General features: G+C 68.3%; 10 protein-coding genes. 2 read left to right on the plus strand and 8 right to left on the minus strand.

Annotated elements, in window-relative coordinates; genetic code table 11:
- Positions 1 to 27: 27 nt before the first annotated feature.
- Together ACFQQC_RS07415 and ACFQQC_RS07420 are read right to left on the minus strand one after the other, a co-directional pair.
- Positions 28 to 1,665 carry an AMP-binding protein gene (locus ACFQQC_RS07415; protein ID WP_376861216.1) on the minus strand — a complete coding sequence of 546 codons (1,638 nt, stop codon included), beginning with the start codon at positions 1,663 to 1,665 and terminating at the stop codon, positions 28 to 30.
- A gap of 59 nt (positions 1,666 to 1,724) precedes the next feature.
- A complete protein-coding gene (locus ACFQQC_RS07420; protein WP_376861217.1) occupies positions 1,725 to 3,896 on the minus strand; it encodes a TonB-dependent receptor in 2,172 nt (723 codons plus the stop codon).
- A 195-nt stretch (positions 3,897 to 4,091) separates the two neighbouring features.
- On the opposite strand from ACFQQC_RS07420, the gene ACFQQC_RS07425 reads away from it, so the two are divergent.
- Together ACFQQC_RS07425 and ACFQQC_RS07430 are read left to right on the plus strand one after the other, a co-directional pair.
- Positions 4,092 to 4,898 (plus strand): alpha/beta hydrolase, encoded by an 807-nt coding sequence (locus ACFQQC_RS07425; RefSeq protein ID WP_376861219.1) that lies wholly within the window; start codon positions 4,092 to 4,094, stop codon positions 4,896 to 4,898.
- Complete coding sequence (locus ACFQQC_RS07430) at positions 4,895 to 7,387, plus strand: glycoside hydrolase family 2 protein (RefSeq protein WP_376861221.1); 2,493 nt, start codon at positions 4,895 to 4,897, stop codon at positions 7,385 to 7,387. Before ACFQQC_RS07425 ends, ACFQQC_RS07430 begins: the two co-directional genes overlap by 4 nt.
- Positions 7,388 to 7,409: 22 nt before the next feature.
- Here ACFQQC_RS07430 and ACFQQC_RS07435 read toward each other — a convergent pair whose 3' ends face one another.
- The 6 genes from ACFQQC_RS07435 to ACFQQC_RS07460 are packed head-to-tail and all read right to left on the minus strand — an operon-like array spanning position 7,410 to position 16,297.
- On the minus strand, positions 7,410 to 8,522 hold the full coding sequence (locus tag ACFQQC_RS07435; protein ID WP_376861223.1) for a sugar kinase: 1,113 nt from the start codon (positions 8,520 to 8,522) through the stop codon (positions 7,410 to 7,412).
- Positions 8,519 to 9,715: a GDSL-type esterase/lipase family protein gene (locus ACFQQC_RS07440; RefSeq protein WP_376861225.1), complete on the minus strand. Its 1,197-nt coding sequence runs from the start codon at positions 9,713 to 9,715 to the stop codon at positions 8,519 to 8,521. The genes ACFQQC_RS07435 and ACFQQC_RS07440 overlap by 4 nt, the downstream gene beginning before the upstream one ends.
- 22 nt (positions 9,716 to 9,737) lie before the next feature.
- Positions 9,738 to 10,490, minus strand: coding sequence for an SDR family NAD(P)-dependent oxidoreductase (locus tag ACFQQC_RS07445; protein WP_376861227.1), 753 nt, complete (start codon positions 10,488 to 10,490; stop codon positions 9,738 to 9,740).
- Between the two features lie 42 nt (positions 10,491 to 10,532).
- Positions 10,533 to 11,831, minus strand: a complete 1,299-nt coding sequence (locus ACFQQC_RS07450) for an MFS transporter (RefSeq protein WP_376861229.1) — start codon at positions 11,829 to 11,831, stop codon at positions 10,533 to 10,535.
- 42 nt (positions 11,832 to 11,873) lie between these two features.
- Entirely contained in the window at positions 11,874 to 14,090 is a 2,217-nt protein-coding gene (locus ACFQQC_RS07455; protein ID WP_376861231.1) for an alginate lyase family protein, read from the minus strand.
- The gene (locus ACFQQC_RS07460; RefSeq protein WP_376861233.1) at positions 14,090 to 16,297 is read right to left on the minus strand and encodes a polysaccharide lyase 6 family protein; all 2,208 of its coding nucleotides are present in this window, start codon (positions 16,295 to 16,297) and stop codon (positions 14,090 to 14,092) included. Before ACFQQC_RS07460 ends, ACFQQC_RS07455 begins: the two co-directional genes overlap by 1 nt.
- Positions 16,298 to 16,385: the final 88 nt, after the last annotated feature.

Consider the following 16,385-nt stretch of genomic DNA (forward strand, 5'->3'; position numbering starts at 1 on the left):
GGCCCACCTTGAGCGAACGGGAAGCCGTCATACGCCCTGTCCGTAGAGGGCGCGCAGGCGCACCTTGTCGATCTTGCCAGTCGCCGCCTGCGGCATCGCCTCGACCCGCTCGACCTGATCCGGCAGCCACCAGTCCGGCACCCGGCCCTTCAGCGCGGCGCGGAAGGCGGTGTCCTCGATCTCACGGCGCAGCTCGACCACCAGAACCGGACGTTCGCCCCATTTCGGATCGGCGCGCGCGATCACGGCGGCAAGGGCGACGCCGTCCATGGCGCCGACGATGCTCTCGATCTCGCCCGGATTGATCCACTCCCCGCCCGACTTGATCAGATCCTTGGAGCGGCCGGTGATGGTCAGGGCGCCGGTCTCGTCAATGTGGGCCAGATCGCCAGTGTCGAACCAGCCGTCCGCATCCAGCGCCGGGGACGCGGCGCCGAGATAGCGGTTCACGACGCTGGCGCCCTTGACCTTCAGATGACCGGTGACGCCACGCTGCTCCGGCAAGGGAACGCCCTCGGCGTCGGTCAGCAGCATGTCCAGCCCGATTGAGGGCCAGCCCGAGGCGCGGGCGGGCTCGCCCGGCGAGGACAGGGTGCCGGTCGGCGACAGCTCGGTCATGCCCCAGCTGGTCTGGACGCGGACGCCCAAGCCGGCTTCGAGCCGGTTCATCAGCGCCTCCGGGCAACCGGAGCCGCCCAGCACGATCCGCTCCAGCGACGGCACGGCCTCGCCGGCGGCCTCGACATGATCGACCAGACCCAGCCAGACGGTCGGCACCCCGGCGGTCAGGGTCACCCCCTCCTCCCGGATCAGACGGGCCAGCCGGGCGCCGTCGGTGACGCGGCCCGGCAGGACCAGCTTGGCGCCCACGGCCGGGGCCGAGAACGGGAAGCCCCAGGCGTTGGCGTGGAACATGGGCACCGCCACCAGCACGACGTCGCGCCGGGTCAGGCCCAGCGAGTCCGCCAGCAGGGAGCGCAAGGTGATCAGATAGTTGGAGCGGTGAGTGTAGATCACGCCCTTCGGCGCGCCGGTGGTGCCGGAGGTGAAGCACAGCCCCGCCGGCGACTGCTCGTCGAAGCCGCCCCACACGGCCGGTTCCCCGGCCTCGATCAGGGCCTCGACGTCAAGGGTTTCGCTGCCGGGTTCCGGACGCTCATCCAGCGCGATCAGGCGCAGAGCGGGCCGCAGGGCGGCGATCTCATCCGCCAGCGTCGCCAGACCGGCGCCATAGGCCAGCAGGGTCGCGCCGGACTGCTCCAGCATGGAGGCCAGCTGGACCGCGGTCAGGCGGGGATTCAGCGTATGGCAAACGATGCCGACGCCCATGGCGCCGTACCAGATCTCCATATGCGGACGGGTATTCCAGGCCAGGGTGGCGACCACATCGCCAAGGCCGAGTCCGAGGTCCTGCAACGCGCCCGACAAACGCTGGCTACGCCGCAGGACCTCGCCGTAGCCCATGCGGCTGACCTCGCCGTCGATGTCGCAGGAGACGACCTCGACGTCGGAATGCCAGCGGGCCGCATGGACCAGGAACTTGTCGATGGTCAGGCCCCAGGCCTGCATGCCGTCCATCATCGACAGCGGCGAACCCGCCGGGGCCAGGGTCACCCCATCGGTCGCCCCATCGGTCGCAATGTCGAAGCTCGGCTGAACGGTCATCGGAAGAAAAGCACTCGGGAAGAAAGGATGGGGCGGGCCGAAGCCCGCCCCGAGGCGGATCAGAAGGTCCGGGTCAGGCGCACGCCGTACTGACGCGGCGGGCCTGCGTAGCGTTGGCCCGACTTCACGGCGCCGATGTACTCTTCGTCCGTCAGGTTGGTGCCATAGGCCTGGGCCATCCAGCCGGTGCCGCTGTCCCAGGTCAGCTGGGCGTTGACGATGCTGCGCGCGTCCAGATGGTCCCCGCGGGCTTCGTTGGCGAAGATGGTGCCCCAGGTTTCCGAGATGTGGCTGAAGTCCACCCGCGGCGTCAGGGTGCCGCCAGCGACGGCGAAGTCGTACTCGACCCCGGCGCTCAGCGTCATCTCCGGCGCATAGGTCTGCGGGTTGCCGCCGACATTGATGCAGGTCGGGCCCGCCGGACCCGACTGGCCGTTGCAGCCGCCGGCCATGGCTCCGCGCGGATCGATGGCGAAGAAGTCACCCAGTTCCGACTTCGACAGCGAGAGGCCGAAATCGAACCCGAGGGCGCCGAAGCGCCCCTGGGCCGAAGCCTCCAGGCCGTAAAGATAGGTGTCGCCCGCCACGTTCGAGATGGTGGTGATGGTCGGCACCACCGGATCCCCGACGATGACCTGGAAATTCTTGTAGATGTTGTAGTAGGCGCCCAGCTGGGTGCGGACGCGGCCGTCGAGCATTGTCGACTTCCAGCCCAGCTCGATGTCGGTGACTTCCTCGCCCTCGAACGGTCCGGGAGGCGCGCCGAGGATGTTCGGCCCGTTCAGGCCGCCGGCCTTGTAGCCCGTCGCCACGAAGCCATAGAGGAAGTTGTCGTCGTCCAGCGTCCAGTTCAGGGCGACCTTGCCGGTGATCTTGTCTTCCTCGACCCGGTCGTTCTGGGCGATCGATAGACCCGCTTCCGGGATGGCGCTGATCGCGTCGTTCTCGACCGTCGAGCGCGAATAGCGGGCGCCCACCTGCAGTTCCAGCGAGTCCGTCAGGTCATAGCTGATCTGACCGAAAGCGGCGGTAGTGGTCTTGGGGTTCTCACCCTGCAGCGTGATGTGGATCAGCAGCGGAACAGTCGGCGACAGATACTGGCTGGTGCTGAACTGACCCGGCGGGAAGGTGATCAGGTCGTCCTGGTAATAGGCCCCCAGGATCCAGCTGAGCCGGCCGGTGTCCGGCGAGATCAGGTTGAACTCCTGCGACCACAGCCGCTGGTCCGCCTTGATCCGCGACTCGAACGGCAGGGTCGCCGTCCCGTCCAGATCGGCGCGCACCGCCGTGGTGCCGTCCTGATAGCCGGTCACCGAGCGCAGGGTGATGCCGTTGTCGAACGCGTAGCTGATATTAAGGACCGACCGGAAGGTCTCGTCCTGGGCCAGCGCCGGACCGTTCCAACGCAGGTTGAACAGGCCGTCCCGGCCCGCGAGCGGGGTGGTCGGATAGCCACCCAGATCGACGCGGCTGTAATCGTTCTTCCAGAGGACGCGCAGCGCCTCGGTCGGCTCCCACAGGAAGCTGGCGCGATAGCTTTCGCTCTCATATTCGCCCGGCGTGTTGCCCGTCGTCGGCGTGCCCTGGATCACCTCGTAGAAGCTGTCGCGCTCCTCGCGGTTGAACGCCAGTCGCATGGCGAAGGTGTCGCCGAGCGGCACGTTCACCGCGCCCTGCAGACGCACATTATCGTAGCTGCCGTACTGGCCGGTGATGTAGCCGTTCACGCCCGAAAGGTCGGGGTTGCGCTGGGTGATGAAGACCGCGCCGCCGGTGGCGTTCTGACCGGCGAAGGTGCCCTGCGGACCGCGCAGGAGCTCAAGGCTCTGAATGTCGTAGAAGGGCTCGTTCTGGAAATAGGCGGGGAAGACCGCGACGCCGTCGCGATAGGTGATGACACCCACGCCGATGCTGGAGCTGTTCTCGGTCTTGCCGATGCCCCGGACGTTGAAGCTGTTGCCCTGACCCGAGTTCTGCACCGTCACCGACGGCATGGAGAACTGCAGGGTCTCGATGTTGATGACGCCCTTGTTCTGCAGTTGCTCGCCGGTCAGGACCGACGCCGCGATCGGCGTTTCCTGCAGGTTGGTCGTGCGCCGCTCGGCGGTGACGACCACCTCGCCGAGCGTCGAGACCTGTTCCTGCGACTGCGGCGCAGCGTCCTGCGCATGAGCGACGCCGCACCAGAGCAGCGCCGCGACGGACGTCGAAATCCAGAGACTACGGCCCATCAGGCCCTCCCTATCCTGTGATGTTTCCTCGGCGATCTGACGTCGCCATGCCCTGATGGTTTTCACCGATTTCGATCTTCGTCAACACTCATTCAATCACGAATGAACATCTTGCATTCGACGCGGACCCGACGGAGTGTGTCGGACGGAGCGGCTGTCCCCGCAGACAAAACAAGCCGCCCGAGGGAGAAGATCATGCGTTTTCTGGATCGTGGCGGCGTGCGTCTGGCGTGGACCGAAGAAGGGTCGGGCGTCCCCATCCTGCTGATCATGGGACATCGCTACAGCTCGGGCATGTGGTATCCGCTCAAGGAGGCGATGGGCGGACGCTACCATCTGATTTCGTTCGACAATCGCGGCACGGGCCAGAGCGATGCGCCCCGCCGGACCAGCGTCAGCGAGATGGCTGCCGACGCCCTTGCCGTACTGGACGCGGCGGGCGTCGAGACGGCTCACGTCTACGGGGTGTCGATGGGGGGCGGCATCGCCCTGGAGTTCGGCCTGCGCTACCCGGAACGGGTGCGCTCGCTGATCCTGGGCTGCACCATGGCCAAGACCGCGGACATCAAGCGCAAGCCCGACTGGCTGATCCGGCTGCTCTACCACGCCATGCCGGTGCTGAAGATTCTGGCCAAGCCGAAGTTCAAGAACGGCTATGGCGACGCCGCGCCCGACGACCGGATCGCGCGTGACATGGTGGTCCTGAAGACGGATCCCTTCGTGCTTCACGGCGTGATCGCCCAAGGCCTCGCGGTCTCGGCCTACAGCGTGAATCCCGACGAGGTCCGCGCCCTCAAACTGCCGACGCTGGTGCTCCACGGCACCCAGGATCTTCTGGTGCCCTATGAGGCGGGAAAGGCGCTGGCGGAGATGATTCCGGGCGCGCGGCTCATCACCTTCCAGGACATCGGCCACAACTATTTCATCGGCGCCGGCGAGCAGGCGAATGCCGAAACCGAGGCCTTCATCGCCGAGGTCGAGGCCGCGAGGGCGGCCGGATGAGCGGCGTCGCGCTTGAGCACTGGACCCTGTTCGACCGCGATCCCGGCGCCGGATCCGCGACGGACAGGCCGGACGACGGCATCGCCATCACCGCCCCGGGCGATGTCTATCAGGCCCTGATCAACGCCGGTCGACTCGCCCATCCCTTCCAGGGTCGCGCCGAGGCGGACGCCGCCTGGGTCCGCGACCGCGAATGGTGGCAGCACACGACCTTCAAGGCCCCCGCCCTCGCCTCCGGCCAGACCGCGGAACTGGTCTTCGACGGACTGGACACCTTCGCCGTCATCTTCCTCGACGGAGTCGAGATCGGGCGCGCGGACAACATGTTCCGCCGCTGGACCTTCGACGTCACCAACCGGCTGACACCCGGCAAGACCCACACGGTCGCCATCCGCTTCGATCCGCCCGCGACCGCCGCGCCGGAACGCACCCTGCCGATCTGGAGCGCCTTCACCGACCGGATCAGCCGTTCGCGCCGCAACGCCATGCGCAAGGCCCAGTTCGGCTGGGGCTGGGACTGGGGCCCGGACCTGCCCACCGTCGGCATCTGGAAGACGGCGCGGCTGGAGGTGCGCTCCCCCGCCCGCATCGCCGGCCTCCGCTTCGCCACCCTGTCCGCCTCGACCGAAGGCGCCGAGGCCCGGATCGAACTGGCGCTGGAGGCGCCGACGGGCGCCCGCGTCGAAGTCACCCTCACCGACCCGGACGGCGCCGTCATCTTCCGCCATGAAGGCCCGGCGGAGGCCTCGCTGACCCTGCCGGTTCACATCGACCAACCCCGTCTGTGGTGGACCGCCGACCTCGGCGCCCAGCCCCTGCACACCCTCGCCGTGACCCTGTCCGCGGAGGGCGAGACGCTGGATCAGGCCACCCGCACGGTCGGCCTGCGCACCATCACCATCGACGAGTCATCCGATCCGGACGAGCCCGGCGCCACCTTCTTCCGCTTCGTGCTGAACGGCGTGCCGATCTTCGCCAAGGGCGCCTGCTGGGTGCCCGCCTCCTCCTTCGTCGCAGACGTGGATGCGGCCGCCTACACCCGCCTGATCGATCAGTCGGTCCGCGCCAATATGAACATGATCCGGGTCTGGGGCGGCGGCATCTACGAGCCGGACCTCTTCTACGATCTCTGCGACCAGGCGGGCCTGCTGGTCTGGCAGGACTTCATGTTCGCCTGCGCCCACTATCCGGAGGATGACGCCTTCGCCGCCTCCGTGCGGATCGAGGCCGAGGAGCAGGTGCGCCGCCTGCGCCACCACCCCAGTCTGGCCGTCTGGTGCGGCAACAACGAGAGCCAGGCCATGCACCGGATCAACAACGACATGGCCGGCGAGGACGGCCTCCTGTCCGGTCTCAGGCTGTACGACGAGGTGCTGCCCGAGGTTCTGTCGCGTCTCGACCCGGAAACGCCATATCGCCCCGGCAGCCCCTGGGGCGGGCCGAACCCGAACAGCATGATCGCCGGCGACGTCCACGACTGGACCGTCTGGCACGGCATTCCCCCGATCCCCGATGCGGACATGATCGGCGACTTCCAGTCCTCACCCGAAGGTGTCGGCTATCCCCGCTATGCCGAGGATATGTCGAGGTTTGTCAGCGAGTTCGGCCTGCAGGCTGCGCCGGCGCTGGAGACGCTGGAACGCTGGATGGACCCGGCCGACCTGATGCCCGAGAGCGAAGGCTTCCTCGCCCGGATCAAGGATGAGGCCCGCAAGGCCGACGCCATGATGATTCCGGTGACCGGCCTGCCGACCACCCTGCGCGACTACGTCGACTTCACCCAGTGGTGTCAGGCCGAGGGGCTGAAGTTCGGCATCGAGCATTTCCGCCGACGCCGCCCCCACTGTTCCGGCGCGGTCCTGTGGCAGCTCAATGACTGCTGGCCCTGCGTCAGCTGGAGCCTGATCGACTGGGACGGGGTGGAGAAGGCCTCCTTCCACGCCGTCCGCCGCGCCTTCGCCCCGGTTCTGGCCTCCTTCAAGGCCGTCGGCGATCACGTCGAGCTCTGGATCACCAACGACACCCGGCAGGCCGTCGTCGGCGAGGTCGTGGTGACGCTGGAGACCCTGTCCGGAGGTATCCGCGGGCAATGGACGGCCCGGATGGACGCGCCCGCCGACGGACACCACGTCCTCTGGCGGGGCGACCTGCCGAAGGGGGATGATCTCGTTCTGCACGCCCGGTCGACCGACGGAGCCTTCGACCGCGCACGCTGGCTGTCCGCCCCCATCCGCGACCTGAAGCTGCCTGCCGCACGCCCTGAGACGCGGATCAGCCGGCTGGGTCCGACGCGGCTGAAGGTCGAGCTTCAGGCCGAGGCCTATCTCGCCTTCGTGCACCTCACCTCAAGGCGCGCCGATCTGCGGTTCAGCGACAACCATTTCGACATGGTCGCCGGCGAGACCCGAACGATCCTGATCGAGGCAGGCTCGCCGCTCGGCCCGGACGATGTGACGGTCCGTTGCTGGAACAACCGGCTGGAGAGCTGAGACCGCGAGGTCGCCGTCCGGCTTAGCGCCGGGCCGCAGCCTTGTCGCCGCGCGCCAGCGCTTCGACCTCGTCCGCGCTGACATTGGCGTTGTCGCCGGGCGTGGTCATCGCCAGGGCGCCGTGGGCCGCGCCCAGATCGACCGCGCGCTGCCCGCCCTCTCCGTTCAGCAGGGCATGGATAACGCCCGAGGCGAAGGCGTCGCCGCCGCCGACCCGATCAAGGATTTCCAGATCGGAGCGCAGGGCCGACACATAGCGATCCGTCCGGTCGTGGAAGACGCCCTGCCAGCTGTTCTCGGAGGCGCTGCGCGGATCGCGCAGGCTGTAGGCCACGCCCTTCAGGTTCGGGAACATCCCGAAGGCGAGGGTCGCCGCCCGCGTCGGCGGCGCGGGATCGGTCGGCCAGCCCCGGCGTCCGGCCCAGTCATCCGCCAGTCCCAGACAGGCGCGCAATCCATGATCGTCGCCAAACAGCAGGTCAGCCTCGGCGATGATCGCCCGGTTCACCTCGCGCGCCGCCGACGGATCGGGATGGCTGTTCCACAGGCTGGCGCGGTGGTTCAGGTCATACGAGACCGGCACCCCGTGCAGACGCGCCGCCTTCACCGCCGCAATGGCGGTGCGCGCCGTGCTCTCCGACAGCGCCGCGAAGATGCCGCCGGTGTGCAGCCAGCGGGCGCCGCCGGAGCCGAACAGGGCGTCCCAGTCGAAATCCTCTGGCGTCAGGGCCGACGCCGCCGAGTTGGCGCGGTCCGACACGCCCAGCGGCGCACGCACGCCGAACCCGCGCTCGGTGAAGTTCAACCCGAGCCGGGTATTGCGCCCGATGCCGTCCCAGTCCCGCCACAGCACATGGCGCACATCGACCCGCGCCGAGGCGATCAGTGACTCGGTCAGCACGCCCAGATCGTTGCGCGGCAGCGCCGTCAGCACAGCGGTCGAGCGACGGAAGGTGCGGCTCAGGCCACGGGCGACGTTGTACTCCCCACCGCCCTCCCAGACGGTGAAGGCCCGGGCGCTGCGGACCCGGTCCTCGCCGGGGTCGAGACGCAACATGACCTCGCCCAGGGCGATGCAGTCCCAGGCCCGGCGTTCGGCGGCCGGGACCGCCCAGCCGGTCATCATATCCGTCATGCCGAACGACAGCCGAACTGGGCCAGATCAATGCTCTCGGCCATCAGGCGATAGCCCTCGTCATTCGGATGCAGCCGGTCATCGCGGCTGGTCCCGTCGCGGAAGCCCTCCGGCTTGGCCGGATCACGCACGGCGGCGTCGAAATCGATCACCCCGTCGAACACTCCGCCATCGCGGATAAAGGTGTTCAGCGTCTGACGCGTGCCCTCCGACACAGGCTCGTAGCGTTCCGAGCCCTCGAACGGCGTCAGGGTGCCGCCGATGACCCGGATGTTCCGGTCGTGCAACCGGCTGACCACCTGACGATAGCCCAGCATCATGTCCGCCGCGTTTCGCCCCGGACGGGCCGGATCGCCGTTGTGCCGGATGTCGTTGATGCCCTCGAGCAGGATCACATAGTCCACCTGCGGCAGGGCCAGAACGTCCCGATCCAGCCGGGCCAGCGCCGAATGGCTGCGGCCATGGTCCATCAGGCGATTGCCGCTGATGCCCTGGTTCAGCAGTACGATCTGGCCGGGGCAGGTCGCCTCGAAGCGTTGGGCCAGCACGCTGGTCCATTCGCGATGGGCGTCCAGCGTGGCGGTCGCGCCCTCGGTGATCGAGTCCCCCAGCGCCACGACCACGGTCGGGGCGCTGTCACGTTGGGCGTAGATGGCCGAGACCACGTTCTGGCGCCGGACCACGCGGGCGCTGTCCGGAACCTCGCCCTGCCCGTCCACGATCCGCACCGGCGTGCGACGCACCGCCGGCTGGGTCGCCTCGGGGAAGTGGATGCTCAGCGACACGTCGCCGAAGGCCGGAACCGCCAGGGTGACCGGATCACTGATCCACGCCGCCCCGACCGGAATGATCACCTCGGTCCGCCCGTCGAAGGTCACCGGCACGGCCGCGCCCTGCCCGTTCGTCAGACGCGCCGTCAGACTGTCCAGCCGCAGGGGAGCCGCGCCCAGTTCGTTGGTGATGCGGAACCGCACGGCGGTCGCCGAAGTCCCCAGTCGCATGTCCTGACGCACCGTCTGGGCGTTGAACAGCACCGGGGCCTCGGGCGTCCCGTCCCTGCGATCCGGCGCCGCCGAGGCGGTCCAGGCCGCGACCCAGACAGGCTCGCCCGAAGCGATCCGCGCCTGCGTCGGCCCGGCCGCGAGGATCAGGGCCGCGGCGCACGCCACGGCCGTCATCACACCACGCATCATCAACACCCCTCGGCGTTCAGGATCAGGAGAAGAAGGTGCCGCCGTTCACATCGACATTGGCCCCGGTCATGAAGCCGGCCGCATCCGACGCCAGGAACACCGCCGTCGCGGCGGCTTCCTCCGGACGGCCCTCACGGCGCAGCGGCGTGCCGTTGGCCACCGCCTGACGCACTTCCGGCTTGGTGAAGTCGTCGTGGAAGCGGGTCGAGATCATCCCGCAGCACAGGGCGTTCACCCGGATGCCCTTCGGCCCCAGTTCCTTGGCCATCGAGCGGGTGAAGGTCATCACCGCCGCCTTCGAGGTCGCATAGATGGCCGCGCCGGGGCCGCCGCCGTCACGTCCGGCCAGCGAGGCGAAGTTCACGATGGCGGCGCCCGCCTCCATGTGCGGGACCACGGCCTTGGTGGTCAGGAAGACCGACTTCAGGTTCAGGTCCATCACCGTGTGGAAGAAGGCCTCGTCGATCTCGGCCAGCGGCTTGCGCGCCACCATGCCGCCGGCGGTGTTGACCAGCACATCGATCTTCTGACCGAAGGCGGCCTGCGTCGCGGCCACCAGTCCCTCGACGGCGGCGGCGTCGGTGACGTCGGCGCGGTGCAGGATAGCTTCGCCGCCCGCGTCCTTGATCAGGCGCAGGGTTTCCTGCGCGCTGACTTCGTCATTGGCGAAGTTGATGCAGACCTTGGCCCCTTCGGCGGCCAGCTGGATCGAAACGGCCCGGCCAATGTCGCGGCCGCCGCCGGTGACGATGGCCACCTTGTTCTTGAACGTCATGTCTCTCGTAGTCCTAAGGGAGGAAGGGGTTGGGAAAGGGGTTCAGGCCTGATCGGCCGGGGTCTGGCCGCCGGGCTCATCGAGCTTCCGGACCGGCCCGGTGATCCACCAGATCGCGATCAGGCAGAGCGGAATGAGCGAGGCCACCAGAATGAAGATCGGGGCGTAGGAGACCTTGGTCATCACCGGGACCAGCCAGGTGGTGATCAGGGTGCCGGCCACCGCCGCCATGCCGCCGATGCCGGCGAGCGAGCCCACGGACTTGCCGTGGAACAGGTCGCCCGGGATGGTCTGGATGTTGCCGATGGCGACCTGGAAGCCGAACAGAACGACCGCGATGGTCAGCACCGCGACGGTCGGATCCGTCGCCAGCACCGCGCCCAGCAGGGCCGGCGCCATGACGATGCAGCCCAGGGTGATGACCCATTTGCGGGCGCGGTCGGCGCTCCAGCCCGAGGCGATCAGCTTGCCCGACAGCCAGCCGCCGGCCAGGCTGCCGATCATGGCGCCGACGAAGGGCACCCAGGCGAAGATGCCGATCTGCTTGATGTCGAAGCTGAAGGTCTCGGCCAGATAGATCGGCAGCCACGACACGAACAGCCACCAGATCGGATCCAGGAAGAAGCGCGAGATGACCACGCCCCAACTCTGGCGATGGGACATCATCTGCTTCAGCGTCGGGGTGTAGATCGGACCGACCGGACCGCCGGCGTCGGCCGGGGCGTCGAGGATCAGGACCCGCTCGGCCTCATTGACCCACGGGTGCTTGTCCGGCCCCGCGCGGTAGATGACCAGCCAGGGCAGCAGCCAGATGAAGCCCAGCGCGCCGACAAGGATGAAGGTGCCCTTCCAGCCCAGCCACAGGAACAGCAGCGCGATCAGCGGCGCCGAGATGATGGCCCCGATCGAGGCGCCGGCGTTGAAGATGCCTTGGGCGAAGGCGCGCTCCTTGGGCGGGAACCACTCGGCATTGGCCTTCACCGCCCCCGGCCAGGCGCCGGCCTCGCTGATGCCCAGCATGGCGCGCACGATGCTGAAGGATGTGATCGAGTTGGCGACCGCGTGCAGGGCGATCGAGATCGACCAGACCCCGATCGACAGGGCGAAGCCCATCCGCGTGCCGATCTTGTCGAACAGCCGCCCGAACACGAACTGGCCCGCCGCGTAGAACAGCATGAAGATGGTGACCAGAAGGGCGTAGTCCTCCTTGGTCGCGCCAATGTCGCCGGCGATCTCGGGCCACATCACCGCCAGGGCGTTGCGGTCGATGTAGTTGATCACCGTGGCCACGGCGATCAGGCCGATAATCAGCCATCGCACTGCGGATCGTTTCTGCGTCACTCTTTCACTCCCGTCACGGGTCGGTCGCCTGCGCGCCGGCCTCTATCGATCCAGTCGGGCCCAGGGGCCGGTCCAGCGCCAGGTCTGGCCGTCGGCCGAGACCGAATGGGCCGCCCCGGCGGTCACGTCGTCCGCCACACCCAGCGCCAGCGTCCTGCCCGAACTCAGGGTCAGCACGATCACCTCGGCGCCGTCGCCACGCACCCGCCTGATGTCCTGGATGCGGCTGCTCGCGCCGGTCACCGTCTCGGCCGTACCGTCGTAGCGGCCATGCGGCTCCAGCACGCCGAAGAAGGACACCTCGGACTGGCCGTCCACGCGCTGGATCAGCAGCGGCTCGCGGCGCAGGTTGAAGTCGGGATCATTGGCGCCGGTCTCGGCCAGGATGGCTCGCGATGGCGCACTGGCCCCGAAGCGCCAGGTGTAGAAGCGGCCGTCCAGCAGCCAGGTCAGGCTGCGCGTCTGTTGCGCCGCCGCCGTCGAGGCGTCGACCCAGAGGTGCTGATAGCCGTCGGCGCGACCCAGCACCGGACGCTCGGCCACGGCCCGCTGGGCCTCGAAGCCGACGTTCATGATGTGGCCGTTGTAGTGCAGCGGCAGGTCATAGCGGGCGTTCGCCGAACCGGTGGCGCGCAGCAGGTCGATCACGAGCGGCAGGCCCAGATCCGGATGCTCGACCAGCGCCTGCGTCCGGGTGAAGATCACCCCGTCATAGGCGCCGGTCTGACGGGCCGAGACGATCTGCGTCCCCTCCCCGGTCTCGAAGAACAGCACCTCGGGCGCCCGATCCTCGCCCACGCGCCAGTCACCACCGAACTGGTTGCGCTCGTTCACCACCAGGGTGTTGTGCGCGACCGTCGTCTTGGCCCAGCTGTTGTTCTCCGGCAGGTAGATGCCACCCGCCTTGGCCTCGATGTTCAGGAAGCGCGCGGCGCCGTAGTCGGTCACCACCCGCTGGCCGTTGTCGTAGAAGAGCCAGTTCAGCTTGTCGAAATGGCCGTGCCCCATGCCCATGGCCGTGGCCTTGAACACCAGCGCCTGACCGTCCTCGCCGTTCTCGCGCAGGATGCCCAGGCCGCCATGCGTGCCGTCCGCGCCGTCACGCAGCAGGACCGAGCGGAAGTCGAACGGACGCGCCGCGCCCTCGGCCACGCCCTGGGCGACACTCAGGCCATCCGGCGACAGCAGGGTGCGGCCCTGCCGTTCGGCGATCGACAGCAGGCCCGGATCACGGCTGCGCGCATAGGCGATGGCCACGCCGGTCACCAGTTCCTCGGTGTCCAGCCCCTTGTCCAGAATGGCGTCGTTGATCGGGATGAAGTAGCCGCCGTAGCTGGACTGGACCAGCGTATCGACCGCCTTCAGCAGCACGCCGTCGCGATGACGGAAGATGCCGCGCGCCGGGTCGTTCTGCTCGATCGCCCTTGCGAAGATGATGAAGGGCGCCAGCGCATAGCGTTGATAGTACGGCCCTTCCTCGTAGTAGCCGTCCGGCGAGAACAGCTGGTCGATCTGGGCGATGAAGCCGGCCGAGCCGTCCTTCTGCAGCCCCATCAGGGCCTTCTCGGACATCTCCGCATCCCGCAGGACGTAGCCGGTCATGCCGACAGCCGCGACCGCCCAGGTCGCGTGGTTGTGGATGCGCTCGAAATTGTTCGGCGTCTCATCCGACAGGAAGCGCGCCATGCGGCGGAAGACCAGATCGTCGATCTTCTGGCGGTCCGCGTCGCTCAGCGTCTCGCGGATCGCGTCATAGCCCTGCACAGAATAGACCAGCCAGACCGAGTCATTCAGCGTCTGCCAGAACACCCGGCCCGGGATCTGGCCGCGCCCGGCCGGGTGGGCGCCCAGCGTCGGATAGAGGTCCGCGTATCTCAGCAGCAGTTCGCGGGCGAAGTCGGCGTAGGCGCGGTCGCCCGTCAGCCGGTACAGGGCGCCGGCGCTGTAGATCGCCTGATAGTTCCGCTTGTGCTGCTCGTGGGTATAGCCGCCGCCCGGATCGCGCGGGACCGGCACGTCGATCTCGCGGTTCATGGCGGCGCGCACCATCCGCTCGACTCGCGCCTGTTCGGCGGCGAACATCGGATACTGCCCACCGGTCTCGGCCATCCGGCGCCAGTCCTCGGCGCTGGTCAGCACGGGAGTCGTCGCGGCCTGGGCCTGCACCACGGCAGGCGGGGCAGTCGACGCCGCCGCAGGCGTCGCGCCCAGCGCCGTTCCGGCCAGCAGCAGGGCCGAGAGGGACAGTCGAAGGATCATCACAGCGTCTCCGGCAGGGTCGCCACCGGGGCGACGTCGGATTCAAGCGCCGGCGAACGCACCAGCTGATTGTCGCGGGCGACCAGCACCGGTTCGCCGACACGATGATTGAAGCGAATGACGCCGCTGTCGGTCAGGCGGTTGCCGCTGACCTCCGCGAACTGAACCCCACGCATCAGCAGGGCGGGCGTCGCAGTCGAACCAGCGTGATCGAAGACAGCGCCCGTCACCGACAGGCGCGGCCCGAAGGTGCTCTCGTCCGTTCCGCCGCGGTACAGGTCCACCACCGGCCCGCCGACCCGGCGGAAGCTCCCGCCCTCGATGCGAACGGCCTCGACATTGTAGGTGCCGCGGTCATCGGTTTCGGCGGCGGCCGAGATGACAGCGCCGGTGACGTTCTCGACCGTCACGCCCTTAAGCAGAACCTGATCGGCCATGCTGCCCTTGCCGAGGGAAATCACGTCAAAGCCGCGGTTGACCGTCAGGTCCGAGACCCGGCTCTCCTCGACGATGACCTCGAAATTGGCGGCGTTCGAACCGGGGGCCACCCGGATCACCGCATTGCCCACCTCATCCGGCGCATCGCGCCCGGTCACCGCCACACGCGACAGCTTCAGCGAGCCGCCGCGTTGCAGCTGGAAAAGCGCCGGACGGGAAAAGGCGATCTCGGCCTCGCCCTCGGCCGGGCCGCGCACGGTCAGGGGCGCATCGACCGCAATCGTCCGGTCCACGCTGTAACGACCGGCGGCCAGCGTCAGGATCGCGCCCGGCGCCGCGGCCTCGGCGGCGGCGGCGAGCGTCCCCTCGCCCGGCGCCACGGCCACCTCGCCGCCGGTGTCCAGACGCGGCTGCTGGCCATGCTTGGGATACCAGTCCACGCCGGTGCCGCCGCGCGCCACGATGCGCAGATCGCGCGCGGCGCCGACGCCCTCCAGCCCTTCCGGAACCATCAGGCCGCCGGGACCACGCGTCAGGGTGACGGCCCGCCCCTCGACGCCCCGGGTCAGCCCCTCGGACACCGCCGGGCTCTGGATGTTGCCCGCGAAGGCGATACCGGCCAGATCACCCAGAATGCGAACCGGGTCGCGGCGGCCGTCGGCGGCCACGATCAGGTTGTTGGCGAAGCGGCTGTTGATCGGTCCGGCGGAACGCTCCTCGTCCATGCCGGCGCCGAGGAAGATGCTGCGCGCACCGATGATGGTGTTGTTCTCGATCACCGCATTGTCCACCTGATGGTAGCGGTTGATCGGCGAGTTCGGCACGCCGTACATGATGCTGAAGGCCGAGGCGAAACCGTCGCCCGCCAGACCTTCCATGTAGTTGTTACGGATCGTCTGGTTGCGGTTGATCACACGGATGCCGCCGGTGTGCGGCTTGTTCCCGCCGATGAAGACGTTGTTCTCGACCAGATTGCCGTCGCCGTGGCGCAGCACCAGCGCGCCGCGCGACTGGAAGAAGACATTGCCGCGATAGATGTTGCCGCCCGACTTGTTGGAGACGATCTCCACCTCGCCGTCGCAGCCCTCGAACCAGTTGTTCTCCACCACGGTGTTCGACGCCGACAACGAGTCGGCGCTGGTGCCGACCCGGATCGTCTCGCCGCCGTTCGAGCCCAGGTTCGGGCGCGGTCCGAAATAGTTGTGGTCGATCCGGTGCCGGTTATCGAGCCCCTGCTGCTCGTCGCGAACGACAACCAGGGTCGTGCCCAGATTGGTCTTTCCGGTCAGATGATTGTGGTCGAACCGGTTGTGCGAGCCATACATGGCCACCCAGTTGTCCGAGGTTCCGCGATCCGGCTTGTTGAAGCCGTCGATGACCACGCCTGTGACCCGACTCTCGACCGCCCGGCGATCCCGCGAGCGGCGGAAGGAAATGACCTCTCCCGTCGGCGAATGGCCGTCACGGAACACAAGGTTCGACACCACCAGCTGACGGCCGGCCATGCGCAGGTTCGACTGCCCTGACAGGATGACCCGCCCCGGCGTCTGGGCGGTCAGGGTGATGGGACGGCCCGGCTGGCCCTCGGCGTCGAACAGGATCTGGAAATCGGTCCAGACGCCGTCCGCCAGCACGATGGTGTCGCCCGGCTTCGCGGCGCGGACGGCCCGCTGGTACTCCTGCGGGTTGTTGACGACGGTCGAGGTCTGGGCCGCGGCGCTTCCCGCCCACAGCAATACGGCCGCGACGGCCGCCCATCTTGCAAACATTCACGCCTCCCGATCGGTCCGACTTGGCGCGGACTCGCTGACGGCTCTGCGACCGTCCTGGGACGCTATCAGCAAGAACCGGTCGCGC

The organism is Brevundimonas sp. GCM10030266, from assembly GCF_042666595.1.
Classification (GTDB): Bacteria; Pseudomonadota; Alphaproteobacteria; order Caulobacterales; family Caulobacteraceae; genus Brevundimonas.

Coding starts and splice junctions, on each gene's coding strand:
- ACFQQC_RS07415 (WP_376861216.1), bottom strand. CDS start 1,665: ATGACCGTTCAGCCGAGCTTCGACATTGCGACCGATGGGGCGACCGAT.
- ACFQQC_RS07420 (WP_376861217.1), bottom strand. CDS start 3,896: ATGGGCCGTAGTCTCTGGATTTCGACGTCCGTCGCGGCGCTGCTCTGG.
- ACFQQC_RS07425 (WP_376861219.1), top strand. CDS start 4,092: ATGCGTTTTCTGGATCGTGGCGGCGTGCGTCTGGCGTGGACCGAAGAA.
- ACFQQC_RS07430 (WP_376861221.1), top strand. CDS start 4,895: ATGAGCGGCGTCGCGCTTGAGCACTGGACCCTGTTCGACCGCGATCCC.
- ACFQQC_RS07435 (WP_376861223.1), bottom strand. CDS start 8,522: ATGACGGATATGATGACCGGCTGGGCGGTCCCGGCCGCCGAACGCCGG.
- ACFQQC_RS07440 (WP_376861225.1), bottom strand. CDS start 9,715: ATGATGCGTGGTGTGATGACGGCCGTGGCGTGCGCCGCGGCCCTGATC.
- ACFQQC_RS07445 (WP_376861227.1), bottom strand. CDS start 10,490: ATGACGTTCAAGAACAAGGTGGCCATCGTCACCGGCGGCGGCCGCGAC.
- ACFQQC_RS07455 (WP_376861231.1), bottom strand. CDS start 14,090: ATGATCCTTCGACTGTCCCTCTCGGCCCTGCTGCTGGCCGGAACGGCG.
- ACFQQC_RS07460 (WP_376861233.1), bottom strand. CDS start 16,297: ATGTTTGCAAGATGGGCGGCCGTCGCGGCCGTATTGCTGTGGGCGGGA.